Consider the following 17,055-nt stretch of genomic DNA (forward strand, 5'->3'; position numbering starts at 1 on the left):
ATTTACGATTGGAGTATCTTTAAAGTGAAGTGATGAACGATTGGAGTATCTCTGTAGAATCATTTCAAGGAGTGCTTTCAACCGTAAATCGTCAATCGTCCAATCGTAAATCCAAAAATGTTTTATCTTATGAAAAAGATTTCTATATCTCAAATAAAAGAGGTGGCACAACAGGCTTATGAGCAGGTGAAGGGCAACACGGACGGAAAGAATGCCGACTACATCCCCTACCTTGCCAATATCGACAAGAACCTGTTCGGTATTAGTATCTGCCTGCTGAATGGCCAGAAAATCACAATAGGTGATTATAATTACCGTTTCGGCATAGAATCGGTATCCAAAGTCCATACGGCCATTCTGGTTCTCCGTCAATACGGTGCTCAGAAGATATTGGATATGATCGGTGCCGATGCCACCGGATTACCCTTCAACTCTATCATCGCTATCCTTCTGGAAAACGATCATCCCTCTACACCGTTGGTCAATGCGGGAGCGATTTCCGCTTGCTCTATGGTGCAACCGGTCGGTGAAGCTACCCAAAAATGGAATGCAATCGTAGAGAATATTACGGATCTTTGCGGCGATGCTCCGCAATTGATTGACGAACTGTACAAATCCGAATCTGCCACCAACTTCAACAACCGGTCGATAGCCTGGTTATTGAAGAACTACAATCGAATTTACGATGATCCGGATATGTCGCTCGATCTGTACACGCGTCAGTGTTCACTGGGCGTTACAGCAGAAATGTTGTCCGTAGCTGCCGGTACGATAGCAAATCACGGGGTAAATCCTGTGACAAACAAACAGGTTTTCGAAACCGAACTGACTCCGAAGATTACGTCGATGATTGCCTCCGTGGGCTTCTATGAACATACGGGCGACTGGATGTATACCTCCGGTATTCCGGCTAAAACCGGTGTAGGCGGCGGTGTAATGGGTGTATTGCCGGGCGTAATGGGAGTTTCCGCTTTTGCACCTCCACTGGATGGTTCGGGCAACTCCGTAAAGGCTCAATTGGCAATCAAATTTATTATGAATAAGCTGGGGTTGAATATATTCAACGGCGAGCAAGTTACTGTAGTTGAATAAAAGTTCTGTCCTTTTTTTTGTAGAGGTTACTGCCCATAAGGGCAGTAGCCTCTCTTTAATATCATTCTTCCTATACAGAGCTATCCTCTATATGCTTCCCATTTACAAATTGTCAAAATGGTATTCCTATCCCTGCAGAATCCATTCATCAGGAACAATATAAGCAGACCTTTCAAAAACGACCGCCATTTCCATCTTTACTCATTCAGATTGCACGAAATACAATCAATAATACAACAGATAGCTCCCCATCATCTACAACAGCTATACTATTTATTACAAATTCAGGTTTATACCCTACTTTTTCACATTCGGTTACAAGCAAGACTCCGTAACCAACCAGCGTAAAAAAGCGTTCTTTATGAAGGAATTTACTTTTCCCGTAGAGCTTCTTATGGTTTCCCGTAGAGTTTCGGACCGTTCCTCGTAGAGGAACCGAGCCTAACATACCGGGATAATCGAGTTAACACACCGGGACAAATCGCATATTTATCCGGATAAGGTCAAAAATATACAAGAAAGAACAACTATTATTCATTTTGTTATGCAGTTTATTCTCCAGTTACAATTATACCCGCAAAGTACCCGTCACAAAACGCCGTAATACACCAGCAAAAAGACAGATTAGTCACGTATTTAATATCTTTTCCTCAAATCCGCTTTTCATCCCCGGATACATCGGCGCATCGACACATCAACGAATTGGCACATTGGCATATTAGCTTATTGGCATATGATTATTTATCAGCTACCGGCTGTTGTTGCTGTTGCTGCTGTTGTTTTTCACTCGCCAACTGTTCGTAATACTCATCCTTCTCTTTATTCTTCTTCTGAATCAAGCTGGTGACATAAACTGTGAATATCGGAAACATCATCATTCCCAATGCAGCCAACAGTACAGACAAAACCCGTCCGGTAGCAGTCACCGCAATAATATTGGAACCGACCGTCGTCACATCCATAAACGCCCACCAAAGAGCATCCCCATAACCCACTACCAACGGATTCACTTTATGCTCCATCACGAAGAATGCCAGACTGGCAAAATAAACCGTAGCCAATAGCATCGTCAGATAAGAAATAAACAGGCTGGATGCTTTGTTATACGTCAGCCATCCCACTACGATTGCCATTGCATATCCTCCCCGCACCAAGGGAATGAACCGGAGCATGTAGGTAATCTCCGGCGAAAATGTCCAACCCATATAAGCTATAATATTCTGATACGGGATAGCTACCAATAGAAAAAGAAAATGTGTGCCGAAATAACGCAGTTTGTCCTTCGACAAAAAAAGTTCGAGAATAAAGTCGAACAGGAACAGGATACAAATCCATAACTGTACCTTCATGTACAGAGACTGTGTGTAAAACGGGATACCTTTGAATGTATCCACAGAAATGCTGATAACCAAGAAGAGGGACAGTAACAGTATGATGACATGCAAAATGCCATATATCCCCCTCTTTTGCAGCGCAAAATCAGTAAGGGCAGTTTTCATAAACTTACTTATTTAGTAATTATACATCTTATTCTTGCAATGCAGAAGAAACAACTATATGCCCGCTTTGTTTAGAGCTTACCTTATGTTAATTAACCAAGTTTGACGCTATCCTCCAAAAACATCTCTTGCCTAATGTTGTTATAAAGCAGACTTAAAAATATTTTTCACTTAAAACCTTAACTTATGGCAAATATTAAACAAGTAGCAAAATTAGGGGTATTCACCCTGGCTATCATGAATGTAACGGCAGTAGTATCCCTACGCGGACTTCCTGCCGAGGCCGTGTACGGTATGAGTTCGGCCTTCTACTATCTTTTCGCAGCCATTGTCTTTTTGATACCGACTTCGCTCGTTGCAGCGGAACTGGCTGCCATGTTTCAAGACAAGCAAGGCGGTGTATTCCGCTGGGTAGGTGAAGCCTACGGCAAAAAGTTCGGTTTCCTGGCTATCTGGGTGCAATGGATCGAAAGTACCATCTGGTATCCTACCGTTCTGACATTCGGTGCCGTTTCCATCGCCTTCATCGGAATGAATGACGCTCACGACATGTCACTGGCAAGTAATAAATACTATACGCTGGCTGTCGTACTGATCATCTACTGGCTTGCCACTTTCATCTCTCTTAAAGGTATGGGATGGGTAGGTAAAGTTGCGAAAATCGGCGGTATGGTCGGTACCATCATCCCGGCAGCCCTGCTGATTATTCTCGGCATCGTCTATCTGGCTACCGGTGGACACTCCAACCTGGACTTCCACAGCAGTTTCTTCCCCGACTTCACGAAATTCGACAATGTAGTTCTTGCAGCAAGTATCTTCCTCTTTTATGCCGGTATGGAAATGGGCGGTATCCACGTAAAAGATGTGGAAAACCCTACTAAGAACTATCCGAAAGCCGTATTTATCGGTGCTTTGATTACAGTAGTCATCTTCGTATTGGGAACTTTCGCATTAGGTATCATCATCCCCGCCAATGACATCAGTCTGACACAAAGCTTGCTGGTCGGTTTTGATAACTATTTCAAATACATCCACGCTTCCTGGTTGTCACCGATCATCGCCATCGCATTGGCATTCGGCGTATTGGCCGGTGTGTTGACATGGGTTGCCGGTCCGTCAAAAGGTATCTTTGCCGTAGGTAAGGCCGGTTATATGCCTCCGTTCTTCCAGAAGACCAACAAGGTAGGCGTACAGAAAAACATTCTTTTCGTACAAGGTATTGCCGTAACCGTATTGAGTCTTCTTTTCGTCGTCATGCCTTCCGTACAGAGCTTTTACCAGATTCTGTCACAGTTGACAGTAATCCTTTATCTGGTCATGTACCTGCTCATGTTCTCCGGCGCCATCTATCTGCGTTATAACATGAAGAAGACAGATCGTCCGTTCCGTATCGGTAAGAAAGGCAACGGCCTGATGTGGCTTATCGGCGGTCTCGGTTTCTGCGGTTCATTACTCGCATTCATATTGAGCTTTATTCCGCCCAGCCAGATTTCCACAGGTAGCAACACTGTATGGTTCACCGTTCTTATTGTCGGCGCAATTGTCGTAGTGATAGCTCCGTTTATCATCTACGCTTCCAAAAAGCCGTCATGGGTAGATCCGGACAGCAACTTCGAGCCTTTCCATTGGGAAGAACAAGCTCAAGTTCAATCACAAGCAGCCACAGCAACAGTAACCGCCGCTACTACAACTGCTACCACGGCTAAAGCAGCTCCGGCAACCAGTACAGCAACCGATGCGCCGGCAGCATCGTCCACCTCTACAAACAACGTTGGAAACAATGCTGCAAGCAAGGATAATACTCCCAAAACATAAACTTACTATTTGGCATGAAGAAAAAGGAGGTATACCTGAGTTTGTTTAGGTATACCTCCTTTTCTTATTGGATATGAAAAATACCGATAGCTCTTAAAAAGATTATATAACCAAAATATTACATTTTTTCCCTCCAGATATTGCAGTATTAAAAAATATACCTATCTTTGCACCCGCAAACAAGAAAGGTGCCATAGCTCAGTTGGTAGAGCAAAGGACTGAAAATCCTTGTGTCCCCGGTTCGATTCCTGGTGGCACCACTTTCAAGAGCGGAATGTAGCGCAGTTGGTAGCGCACTACGTTCGGGACGTAGGGGTCGGGCGTTCGAGTCGCCTCATTCCGACAGAAAACGACAAACGAGCAAAATCGTTTGTCGTTTTTCTTTTTTTACTGTGTTCTGAGTGCGTTGATTCCGGATCAACGCAACATCAGGGGTCAACGTAAAAAAACATCAGCTCAGTTTGAAAATCCCTGCATTGAAAAAGCACATTAAATACTTTTTCCATCATATAGAATAGTACAATATTCGAAACTTATTTTTCACAGCAATTCAGTATTCCTTTTAACAATAAAATATTGTAAATTAGCACTTTCATTACAGAAAGTCTTTTTCAATATTATATTATCATGAGAATACATAAAAACATTTCTATTTTGACAGTTGGATTATTCACTGTCTTAACAAGTACGGCACAAAACTATAAATTCGATTTCAGGCAAGAAAAAAGCACAAAAGAAGGTTACATTAAAGTTACCCCTACCGATCTCTTTTCGGAAAGTAAAGGATACGGATATGACTTGCAGCCAGTATCGACCTCCTCAGATACAGCTCCTTTTTTCTTTTCCGTACAAATTCCCGATGGAAATTATAGAATAACAGTACTGTTAGGATCCGGTAAGAAGAGAGGAGAAACTACCATAAGAGGCGAATCGCGTCGTTTGTTCTTTGAGAACATTAAAAGCGAGAAAGGAGAAATGATACCTTGCATATTTACCATCAATAAGCGAAACACCCGTATTTCGGACACCGAGCAAGTACGCATCAAACCTCGTGAAAAACGCAAACTGAACTGGGACGATAAGCTGACATTAGAATTTAATGGAAAATCACCTTGCGTATCGGAATTAACGATAGAGAGAACGGACAATGTCCCCACTGTCTTTTTATGCGGAAATTCTACAGTAGTAGACCAGGATAATGAGCCTTGGGGAAGTTGGGGACAAATGATTCCACGTTTTTTCAATGAAAATATCTGCTTTGCCAATTATGCCGAATCCGGAGAAAGCGCCAATACATTCATTGCAGCCAAACGCTTGAAAAAGGCACTAACCCAAATGAAGCCCGGAGACTATGTGTTCATGGAGTTCGGCCATAATGACCAAAAGCAGAAAGGACCCGGGAAAGGAGCATTCTACTCTTATATGACCAGCCTGAAAACCTTTATAGACGAAACCCGTGCACACGGGGCACATCCCGTATTGGTCACCCCGACCCAACGTCGCAGTTTCGGAGCAGACGGTAAAATACAAGACACACACGAGGATTATCCGGATGCCATGCGTTGGCTGGCCGCCAAAGAGAACGTTCCTTTAATAGACTTGAACGAAATGACCCGCACCCTATACGAAGCCATGGGAGTAGAAGCCTCAAAGAAAGCTTTCGTACACTATCCGGCAGGTACTTATCCGGGACAAGATAAAGCTTTGGAAGACAATACCCATTTCAACCCCTATGGTGCATATCAGATTGCCAAATGTGTGATCGAAGGGATGAAGAAAGCAGAAATTGACCTTATTCAATACCTGAGAGAAGATTACCAGCCTTACGATCCGGCACATCCGGACGCTGTGGAAAACTTTCATTGGAATGACAGTCCGTTTACAGAAATAGAAAAACCGGACGGCAACTAAAACCGTGAAACTTCACAAAAACAGGAACCAAGAAAATGCCCTTTTCAATAGAATCACCCATGCCACAGTCAAATAGAACTGCACTCCTAAAGTTTTATATCCAACTTTTACAGCGCAGTTAAAACTGTGGTATGGGTGATTTTAAGTTTATAGAGATGTTGGTTACACTCTTTTTAAGCGGAATACCGGTACCCGGAACTTTAAAAAGCCTTCCGATAAATAGCTTCAATATCTTCTATAGAGGTGGAACGCGGATTACCTCCGGTACACACATCATCAAAAGCAGCTACGGCCAATGCCGGAATATCTTCTTCTTTGACATTGATTTCATGCAGTTTCTGAGGAATATCGATGCTTACCGAAAGGGTTCTCACTGCATCGATAGCTGCCTGCACCCCTTCTGCCTCCGTCATGCCATCCGTATTTACTCCCATCGCCCCGGCAATCCGGATGTATTTCGAAGCAGCCGGAGATTCCGCGTTATACTCCATGACATACGGTAACAGCAAAGCATTGGATGGAAGAGCCTCCACCTAACGCTACAATAAAATCGGCACCCGACGCCTTGTAGGCAGCTACTCCGTTCTGCACATTGGCAATGGTCGGATTGGCTTTCACATCACTGTAAAGCTCATAGGGGATATTATTAGCTTCAAATACTTTCATTACTTCGGCAGCTACGCCAAACCTGATCAGATCTTTGTCGGTCACAAAGAAAGCTTTCTTGAATCCACAACGGGCGGCTTCCACAGCGATCACGCTACGGCAGCCAGCACCGAAATAGGATGTTTCGTTTAATACAATGCGGTTCATTCATTCTTTTATTTTTGTAAGGTAATTCCCATTAAGCCGATAACGACATCATTGGATACGGTCTCCAAGGTTATACGCTTCAAATCCTTATCCGGATTCAATGGCATATCGAGCAGTATACCCGCACCCCCATCGATCGGGCGTCCGTATACTCCAGTTATATTCAAATCTTTTTCAAGATTATTACTGACCAATCCTGATTTAAGATGTAGACGATACGGACGAGGAGATTGGAGCCGGAAAGCCATACCATCGACATAAAAGTCCTGTTCGATCGGACACCAGTTTTCCGGATTGACAAGTTCTAAAGTCTCTGCGGTTCCATCTGCATAATGCACACGAACGACCCCATTGACAATATGACATTGCATATGGTTCGTACTACCGGCCATCAACAGATAGGCACGGGAGGCTCTGCCCGTAAGAGGTATCGACAGACTATCCGGATAATTATCCCACAAGGAGGTGAAAGCGATGTTATTTCCTTTTTCCGGCGTACGGAACGATACTCCTAAATTAGTAGACAGCAGCCCGTCACGTACCAATGCTCTCATGCCGGAATCATCGATATCCGCCGTCAACGTGGGATGACACCATTCTCCAATTCCCTGTTTCGGAAGTTGCAAAGTAGTGTAAGGCGAACGGGGAGAAAGATACTCATTACGATAGATATCGGTAACCGAAGCATTGAATGCCGAAGTGATATCGATTGGTTCGCACGAATCCGCCTTTACATGGGTGAATGGGAGAACGGCCGGCATCATCTCCTGCTTTATATTTACATTCACCGGTTGCCACCATTTCATTTCCTCTTGTTCTACCAATACAAAAAAAGTATGATGCCCCGTTTGACCGGAAATCCGAGCCGCTAACCGTTTTTTATCTACAGTAGGATCAACAAGTATCCCTTGAGGATCATAAAATTTATCATAAACAGTGCCTTCCAAAGCCGTCAAGGAAAAGTCTTGTCCGGGATGTACTTCCAACGGCTCCTGAGAAAGCCTCCGAAGGGAAGCACCGCTCCAAATAATTTCAACAACCGTCTCCCCGGCAGCAGGTGCCGTGACAGCCATCACCGGACAGCCCGAAGCGGATTCTACAAATGCCCATTTGGCAGAAACGCCGTTTACCTTCACCGACTCGATTCTCTCTTTAAAAGCATTTATCTGTAAACTCAGCTCCATCGGATTGGCAAAATGCTGTTTGACCGTATAAATATCCCGCATTCCCTCACGACGGAAACGGTAAGATAAATCGGGAGTGGCAAGAGACGCTTTATCCCATTCTGCCGGAAACCCGGGACGAATCACCAACTTGTCATTCAGAGCATCGGGCAGAATCCCGAATAATCCCTGAATCAGAAGCCGGGAAGCAACCCCTACCGGATCACCGAAATCACGATAACACTCCCCACGGGCGGCATCATAAAAACTAATCTGCCCGAAATTGCCCGGACTATCACCGATGTACATGCCGTCGAGGACAGAGCTCTTCATCAGCTTATATCCGGCTTCCGGACGCCCTGCCTGGAAATAGGCCAGTGCCGTATGCATCACCTCTGCAAAAGCTACGTTATTGACGCTCCATGAGTAAGGCAACCAGTTGGTCGTAGCAATGGTGGCATACCCTTTTTCTTCCAAGCCGTTGGCACGAACAGGGATATGAGGAATTTCCGTATCGACATAACGGGTAGCCTGATAAGCTTGAAAAGGGTCGGCCACTTCACTATCGAGGGCATGATAGATGGTCCACACTCCGGCAGACTCATGCAAACGGCGATGCCCCATATAATCCTGATATTCGGCCCAATGTCCTCTATCAGACAACCATAAACGTGCATTAAGGGCCCGTAATATCTTCCCGGCTTCCTCCCGGTAAGGCGTAGGGTCTTCACCTATTTTTTCGGCAATAACAGCCGCCATCTTATTGGCACGGTAATTATAGGCAGAAGAATGAGTGACGGCACCACTGTTGTAATAAAGGGCATCACTGGCCCAGATACATGCATAAGCATCATAAAGCCCGTCATTATCGGGATCGTAATTCAACTTCTCCCATGCCAGATGGCGGACGAGCACCGGCCACATCTGGCGGGCATACTCCAAATCTCCCGTCCAGTTGAAATGCCAAAGCAGTTCGTCTATATAGCAAAGATTCATGTCGTAATGATGCATCTGGGTATTGTTGCGGGGATTACGGCAAATATACCCATTACTGTATTGGGGAGTTCCCCACCGCTTTTCCGAACGGGCCAGATTAAGGACGGAATCCTGTGCCGGATGAGGTATCGTGTTGGGAACCTCTGTGACTTGGCTGGCCGCATAGGCATCAAAATGCGTACGGGCCCGATCGTGCCAGCCTAAAGCATCCCCTGTATAAGCAGCGCGCCAGCCACTTAGCGGCATACGCCAACCTACCGCACCGTGCAACCAGACTTGTCCATCCCAAATTCCATCGGCAGCAAGGGCAAGAGCCCCTCCCAGCGTATTCAAATAAGCATCCGGCGTTTCTATCCGGATACGGGAAGCCAATTCCGCACGGGCCTTTTCCGCCTTTTCATACAAGCGGCTTCCCTCTTTCTTGCCAAGCATTTTAATAGAGAAATCCCGGAACACCAGATAAGCAACCCCATTTTTCAGGCGTATATCACAAGTCTCCACTTGCTGCGGATTCTCCGGTGCTTCGAAGCTATCGGCCGGATCGGCACCCATATCGCCATTACGATTCAGACGGTGTGCCTTGATCTCCGACATAACGGCCGTAAGCACCGACTGAGAAGAGAAACCGACCGGTTCCAGCTTCCAGATAGCCCCATCAACATCCGGCAATGCCAAAGCAGAGATACGAAGTTCTCCTTTTCCCCAAGCCGGGTCAGTGAGATGATAACTCCGGCGCCCGGGCGTATAGCGGGCTTCACAATAACCTACAGAATCGAGCATGGCCGAGTAACCACCGGGCATGGAAATCCTGAAACGGATATTCTTACTGTTCCGTTTATCATAAGTGGCAAATACAGGCCGGTCACTCGTTTCCAACCGGAAAGGAGACCAACTGCCATATAAAGCACGTGTATAACGATTCTTACCATTGACACAAACAAAATCATCCCCCTCCGGATAATATTGCAAACTGCGGGATGCTCCCCGTTTATGATCATTATAAGAAGTGGATTCTATAAAATCTCCGATTCGCTTTACCGGCTTCTGCGCACACACGCATCCGGCCGACAAACCGAAACAACTTAATAAAAAGAAAGATAAATAACGATTCATGATTAATAATTATTCAATAGGAACGAAGCCTCTCCCCAACCCTCTCCGTAGGAGAGGGAGCTAAGTTAGTTTTGCAACTGATTAATAGACAAAAGTATCCAATTAATAGACAAGAGTATCTGTACCCCCTCTCCCCCGGAGAAGGTTGGGGAGAGGCTTCATTATTTTACGGCATCGGTTTCAGTCCCTCCCAGCGTACATTCCAAGTTCCGTCTTTCGGGAAGCCGGGGTTCTCAACCTGGCAACCGTCCCATCCGGCACACATCATGGCGATGGCAGTCAACAAGCCACCGTTACCGGGCAGGTATACGCGCAGACGGCCATCCTGGTAATTGTGTCCGTTCACCAGATAAGTATTGGTGCGTTTGTCCATCAGCAGGGCACCGACAGCCTTTTCCGGTTCACCCAAACGGGCGGCATTCATAGCTGTCATCGGATAATCCCATCCCCAGGTTTTGCCCCAGTTCCAGTTGTCCCAAATCCAATGCAGGGTATTTTTCATATAATCATCGCGAATCAGTTTATTCATCGGAAGGATACCGACTGAACCCAACACGGCCATATGATCGGAGGTGAAACGAATGTCCTTATAAGTATCCGTAGCTGTTTCGGCAGCCAGATACAGTTTATCTTCATTATAGGCCAACGGAGAGAGTTTATCAATCATCTCATCCCATTCCAAATTCCGCTTTTCACCGGCACGCTCGCGCCATTTCTGTGCTGTCTCCATAGCGAAATGCCAGTACGAGAGCTCGAAAGGAGGGTTTACTGTTTCAGAAGCACGAAGCGTTTCTTGCGCGGGAATAGCACCTTTCAACACAAAACGCCCTTCCAATTCATCATAAGTAGCAAAAGAATACATAAAGTCGGCGGTTTCCTGTACCAGCCGGTTGTATTTCCTGATTATTTCATCCGAAGGATTGTTGCGATACACCAGTTCTGCCAGATAGATGAAATGCGGCTGTTGCCAGATCAGGAAACTGCCTACTTTAGAAGGCGCCTCCGTGCCGCTCGGATCGGTCATCTTCATCCATCGTATTCCATCAAAACCTTGCCTGCCGGCTATTTCACGGGCAACGGGCTCTACAGTTTCGTACCATCCTAAAGTGCGGTCAAGCAGATCGGCACGATTCCACAAAGCAAATTGCGCCTGATGCCACCAGATCATTTCCAAATGGAATTTGCCGAACCAGGAATTATAAGTCAGTCCGGTTTCTTGTGGCGGAGTAGTTCCGGCACACTGGATGGCGAGCAGATATTGGCTCAATACGACACGACGTTCCAATTCTCCGGCACGTTCATCCGTACAGGCAGAAAAGTCAACAGCAGCGCCATTTTTCCAGAAAGCGGTCCAGTATTGGGCGGCAGCCTGCCGGGTCTGTTCGGAAGTAGACATTTCCGGAGAAGAATTTTCCGGAGTAAAGGCACAAGTAAATGCCAGGATATCCTCTTCGGGGGTAAGCACAAAATAGTTTTTCTCTTTTTCTCCGAACGTTGCTTTGCCCTCCCAACGAATCGTTACATAATAGGTAGTGGCATCCAAGGTACGTTTCAATACAACCTGTTGTTCATCCTGACTGACAATGGCCGTAGAGTGCTTATCATTCGAAGTCCAGTTGCAAGCATCATCACAATGGCCACCTGTGGGATACGGGAAACGGAAGTTGACGCCGGCATGCGCTTCCGATCGAATGGTGGCAGCCACCATATCGGCTTTCGGATGACAGGCGGTCTGTACCTCAAACGGTTTGCCATCCAATTTAAAGCTACTATTGATGACACCTTCCCAAAGGTTCAGTTTTTGTTTTATATCCGTCACCTGCGCCACGGCAAGAGGATCACGTCCAAATTCAAAGCCCACCATACCGAGGTGCAGGCGATGGGGATTGACACGGAACCAGTTGGCAGCCTCTTTCTGCCGGCCGTCTTCATTGAACTGCACCGAATAAGGTTCCATACGTCCGCGACCAAAATCATAATCTTTCAGTGTTTCCTCGTGCCTGTACCCTTTGGGATTTGTAAATTCATGCCAGCCCCATTGGCTTTGTGTTCCCAACGGCACCCCCTTCGTATACATTTCGGGGAATGTCTGCAAACCGGTAGCATCTACCGTAAAGGCAAACTCGCCATTGCCTACAGAAAGGGAAGCTAAAGAATCAAAAGCAGTTACTTGAGGAGAATTACGATCGACAAGTGCTTCGCGATCGATGGGCGCTTGTTGTTTTTCGCCACAAGCCATCAACGCCAGAACCACAAACGGGTAAAGTAGTTTTTTCATGGTATTGTTCTGTAATTATATAAATGAATAGATGCTACAAAGATAGGCGATTGCCGGCAAAGGGTATCTATACATAGTGACTGAAATGCTGTGTAATTTGTCAGTAGCGAAAACCTTTCCACATTTGCCGAAAATCAATTGCAAAACGTTGTTTTTGTGAGAGATATGTTGGATTTAAAAAAATATTATTTATTTTTGTAGCTATGAATATTATGGAGGACACGTATGAACAGCTATAATGACTTAGGAGTAGAATTCAAGTATTTGATTGTAAACGACATGGACCGCAAATTCGGACTTTGGATAAACACCGTAGGCTTTCAATCCATCCAACCTAATTCACCCTACCCTTTGAAAGACCATCCATCCGGCTATTTCTTTAACGCACAAAAAGGACGTACCCTCCGCGAATATCAAATTCTGTATATCACCAAAGGAAGGGGACTTTTTACTTCGGATTCAACAGACGAAAGACAAGTGTGCAAAGGGCGCGTCATTATTCTGTTTCCCGGACAATGGCATACCTATCAACCGATGCAACAGACAGGGTGGAATGAATATTACATCGGTTTTGAAGGACCGATTATCGATGACATAATCAAAAGCTCTTTCTTGTCCAAAGACAACCAAATACTGGAAGTCGGTCTGAATGAAGAGCTGGTCGCACTATTCTCCCGTGCACTGGAAGTGGCAGAAGCCGATAAAATATCGGCACAGCAATACCTGTCGGGAATAGTACTGCACATTATCGGAATGATCCTGTCCATATCGAAAAACAAAATATTCGAAATAGGAGACGTAGACCAAAAGATCGAACAGGCAAAGATTATCATGAATGAAAATGTCTTCAAAAACATAGACCCGGAAGAATTAGCATTAAAACTCAACATCAGCTATTCCTGGTTCCGCAAGGTATTCAAAGACTATACCGGATATGCCCCGGCCAAATATTTCCAGGAACTCAAACTCCGCAAAGCGAAACAACTACTGATAGGCACCTCTCAGTCCGTCAAGGAGATCTCTTTCATGCTCGACTATAAATCGACCGAACACTTCTTCTCACTTTTCAAGAAACGCACGGGATTCACCCCACTGGAATACCGGAGCTTCGGCCGTGAGACGAGTGATGAACTGGAAGAAGATTAAACAAATACATATGCTAAACGGGGATAAATTCTTCACAGATTTTATCCCCGTTATCCATAGAATAAACACAAAGCAACTTATTAAACTAATAAATAAACAGTTGCACGAGAAACTTAACAGTGCAGAATTGCATTTTACTTCACTAACTTAAAAACCCTTTAAACTAACACTCAACCGTAATAAAGCTTCTCCTTTTGTTATGTCTTAATCGATAAGACAAAGATACTCCATGACCTGCACGAATAGAATGCACTATTTGATGCTTGCAATGATCATTATGATAATATTAACGAAAATCGAATAACAAACGGATACGCAGCCCTTCATCTCCTTTCTTTATACGCACAATCCCGGGTTGGCTATGGGGACCATGCTGCGATATAGGCTTGAAACAACGGATAGCCGGAATATCCAATAGAAACGAGATATCCCCGGACGGGAAATCAGGCATCGTATTCACCCCATTCTGCCGGCCGGCCGGTTCTTCCGGAGTAAACAGACGGAAGAAAAGCCCGTCGGTGGCTGTGTATACCGTAAAAGGAGCCGTCCGGTGCTGCACCGTAGCCCAATAAAGATTCGCATGATAACCTTTGAACTCCGGATAAACAAGATTCCCGAAACTTTCTCCGGTGACCGTGTTATTGTAATCTTTCTGCCAAACGGCATAATTCGTTCCCTTCACCCGGTTCTTCCATACACGATAAGGGCCCCGACCCAACCAGCGCATGCCGGTACACTCCTGCTCGGGATAAGAAAAAGTAAGCCCTAAGTTAAGCACCGCCTCATCCATGAACGCATCATCAAACCCACCTCCACCGGACGCACGGTTCAGCAAAACAGCATCCATCGACAACAGGCCGGAAGGGGACATACACCATTGGATAGAATCGACCCCACCCCGGTAATGGGCACAGAAAACAGCATCTTCCCCATCCATCCGGACCGTATAGCGAGTAAACTCCATTTTCATACCCACCGGCAGAGGGCCATCTGTCAGAGGGACTTCCACTCCTTCTTTTCCCTTTTGGACACGGGCAATCGTTGCATCCGCCTTACGAAAAGCGACAGTAATATCATTGGCCGAAAGCGTCACCAACGAATCGTGATCCTGAAGCACGGACGCCCTCTCCTGTTTCGGAACGGAACGGGGTATTTCACGCTTCAGGTAATCACCGGCATAGCGTACGGGCCACGTCCAGTTACAAATACTTTTTCCATCCGGCCCGAAAGCTTCAAGTTCCAAAACATCGGCTTCCCAAAAACAGGAAGGCATCTGCATACGTGCATATCCCGTTTCACCGGGACACAAAGACGGCAGACAAACTTCGCCGGAATCGATACAGCAAGATAACGCTTCTTCCCGTAGAGGTGAAGGATACCGGTAGAGACGGTAGCTCATCCGGCAATTCCGCAAATTGGTATACAAATACGTATTGGTCAGAGCAAACTCTCCCCGAAAAGAAGGGGTAATATAAAGTTGACGGAACTGTATGGGAGCCCATACCTCACGTACCGTATAAACACTTCCTTCGCGCTCACGATAAGGGCCTACAATACCATCGGGGGCATTGAACTTATCGGAGTCCAACTGCCCGTTACGGTCGGAACGGCGTACTGCCTCATCAGAGAAAGCCCACATAAAACCACCGGCAAAGAGAGGATGCGAGGTGTAGTTCGCCCAGAAATCTTCCAGTCCGGCACCATGTCCCTGATCATATTGCCCATGCATGAACTCGGTGGGCATAAACACATTATAGCCGTTTGTAAAACGCCCCACACCGGTGAGATAGGCCGGATAATGATGCGTATCCAGTCCGTTAAAGTCTGCCCACGGATGAATCACGTGACGTTGCTGGGGATCATAGCAGGAAAAATACTTGTCGAGTGCCGTATTCCACCCTCCTTCATTGCCATTGCTCCAAAGCACAATAGAAGGATGATTGACGTCCCGGACTACCATCTCTTCCAAAAGCTGCCTTCCCACTGTGGCGTCATAAGCATTTTGCCAACCGGCCAACTCGTCGATCACAAAAAGTCCCAACGAATCGCAAGCTTCCAGAAAATGAGTATCCGGCGGATAATGGGAACGGACTGCGTTCATGTTCATTTCTTTGATCAGCAGTACATCTTGAATGCTGATTTCTTTGTTTGTGGTACGCCCGCCGTCAGGATGAAATGAATGACGGTTGATGCCTTTCATCACAATCTTCACTCCATTGACATAAAGCCCGTCTTTAGGACGGAATTCTACCGTACGGAATCCGATACGCTCTTGATGCTGATGAAGGGTACGGCCTTCTGCATCGAGCAGTTTCAAGGTAAGGAGGTAGAGATTCGGAGTCTCCGGTGTCCAGGTACGGACCTCTTTCCACTGAGTATTTATCCGATACATGGAAGCGGTATCTGCAAGTGTGAAGAACCGTTCTTCGGTCTTATTGCTACCATCTGGAAAAGCGATTGCAGCAGACAACCGGTAACCCGGACAGGCACCGGTCAAATAAACATCCGCTTGCAGTTCTCCATCGGCAGAAGCGTTGACCGCAATCCTTCCGATATGTTCTTTGGGCTTTATCTCGAGCCACACCGGACGATAAATCCCCCCAAACAGCCACCAGTCGGCCTTGCGCTCGGCGGCATTGACGGATTTATTTGCCGAATGTTTATTGACGCGTACTTCCAGCTTGTTCTTTCCACCCACATTCAGCAGGTCGGTGATATCATACGAGAAACGATAAAATCCGCCTTGATGAACCGGGCCGGCCGGAGAACCGTTGACAAATACTTCCGTATCCGTCATCACCCCGTCAAAGACAATCCGTACCGTATGATCCTTATACATTTTCGGCACCTTGAACGAATGCCGGTAAATTCCGGTTTCCATACTGGGATTCTTCACTCCTTTCTCCTTATACCAACGCCCGTAAGTATACGTTCCGAAGCCCTGCAACTCCCATTGTGAAGGCACTTCGATTTTGCTCCACCGCTGACTGTTATTCCCATCGGAACAATAAAAGTCCCATGTCACCGTGTGATTCAACCCCTCACCGGAAAGGTATTGCCGATGGGTGGACTGGGCAGATGCAGTCAGAAAAAGAAAAGCGAACAGGAAAGACAAGATAAGTTTCATGATGAATAATGAGTTATATTTGATGCATGTTTTATTATCGCTTCACATCCATGAGACGAACGTCTCTCAATTATGAAACGCACATCTCTCAGTTGTGAGACG

At 45.9% G+C, this 17,055-nt stretch carries 8 protein-coding genes, 2 tRNA genes and 1 pseudogene; 6 read left to right on the top strand and 5 right to left on the bottom strand.

The window, feature by feature from the left end:
* Nucleotides 1-129: 129 nt before the first annotated feature.
* Nucleotides 130-1,092 carry a glutaminase A gene (gene glsA, locus HMPREF1532_RS06440; RefSeq protein WP_005926544.1) on the top strand — a complete coding sequence of 321 codons (963 nt, stop codon included), beginning with the start codon at nucleotides 130-132 and terminating at the stop codon, nucleotides 1,090-1,092.
* A gap of 737 nt (nucleotides 1,093-1,829) precedes the next feature.
* Here the strand turns inward: glsA and HMPREF1532_RS06445 are convergent.
* Entirely contained in the window at nucleotides 1,830-2,591 is a 762-nt protein-coding gene (locus HMPREF1532_RS06445) for a potassium channel family protein (RefSeq protein ID WP_005926550.1), read from the bottom strand.
* A gap of 186 nt (nucleotides 2,592-2,777) precedes the next feature.
* Between HMPREF1532_RS06445 and gadC the strand changes: the two genes are divergently transcribed.
* The 4 genes from gadC (at nucleotide 2,778) to HMPREF1532_RS06465 (ending at nucleotide 6,317) form a co-directional block, all read left to right on the top strand.
* Nucleotides 2,778-4,406: a glutamine/gamma-aminobutyrate antiporter GadC gene (gene gadC / locus HMPREF1532_RS06450; RefSeq protein ID WP_005926552.1), complete on the top strand. Its 1,629-nt coding sequence runs from the start codon at nucleotides 2,778-2,780 to the stop codon at nucleotides 4,404-4,406.
* 187 nt (nucleotides 4,407-4,593) lie between these two features.
* Nucleotides 4,594-4,666: transfer RNA gene (locus HMPREF1532_RS06455), tRNA-Phe, on the top strand.
* A gap of 10 nt (nucleotides 4,667-4,676) precedes the next feature.
* Nucleotides 4,677-4,749 (top strand) — tRNA-Pro (locus HMPREF1532_RS06460).
* 284 nt (nucleotides 4,750-5,033) lie between these two features.
* Nucleotides 5,034-6,317 (top strand): rhamnogalacturonan acetylesterase, encoded by a 1,284-nt coding sequence (locus HMPREF1532_RS06465; protein WP_044093566.1) that lies wholly within the window; start codon nucleotides 5,034-5,036, stop codon nucleotides 6,315-6,317.
* A 200-nt stretch (nucleotides 6,318-6,517) separates the two neighbouring features.
* Here HMPREF1532_RS06465 and HMPREF1532_RS21605 read toward each other — a convergent pair.
* From HMPREF1532_RS21605 to HMPREF1532_RS06485, 3 genes and pseudogenes are all read right to left on the bottom strand, one after another.
* A pseudogene (locus HMPREF1532_RS21605) lies at nucleotides 6,518-7,130 on the bottom strand (iron-containing alcohol dehydrogenase).
* Nucleotides 7,131-7,138: 8 nt separating this feature from the next.
* Complete coding sequence (locus tag HMPREF1532_RS06480) at nucleotides 7,139-10,402, bottom strand: DUF4450 domain-containing protein (protein WP_005926564.1); 3,264 nt, start codon at nucleotides 10,400-10,402, stop codon at nucleotides 7,139-7,141.
* Nucleotides 10,403-10,568: 166 nt separating this feature from the next.
* Nucleotides 10,569-12,680, bottom strand: a complete 2,112-nt coding sequence (locus HMPREF1532_RS06485; RefSeq protein WP_005926567.1) for a hypothetical protein — start codon at nucleotides 12,678-12,680, stop codon at nucleotides 10,569-10,571.
* Nucleotides 12,681-12,905: 225 nt separating this feature from the next.
* Here HMPREF1532_RS06485 and HMPREF1532_RS06490 point away from each other — a divergent pair, with 225 nt between their 5' ends.
* Nucleotides 12,906-13,826, top strand: a complete 921-nt coding sequence (locus HMPREF1532_RS06490; protein WP_005926570.1) for an AraC family transcriptional regulator — start codon at nucleotides 12,906-12,908, stop codon at nucleotides 13,824-13,826.
* Nucleotides 13,827-14,112: 286 nt separating this feature from the next.
* Here HMPREF1532_RS06490 and HMPREF1532_RS06495 read toward each other — a convergent pair whose 3' ends face one another.
* Entirely contained in the window at nucleotides 14,113-16,953 is a 2,841-nt protein-coding gene (locus HMPREF1532_RS06495; protein ID WP_005926573.1) for an exo-beta-1,4-galactosidase, read from the bottom strand.
* Between the last annotated feature and the right edge of the window lie 102 nt (nucleotides 16,954-17,055).

Source organism: Bacteroides salyersiae WAL 10018 = DSM 18765 = JCM 12988 (assembly GCF_000381365.1).
GTDB lineage: Bacteria > Bacteroidota > Bacteroidia > Bacteroidales > Bacteroidaceae > Bacteroides > Bacteroides salyersiae.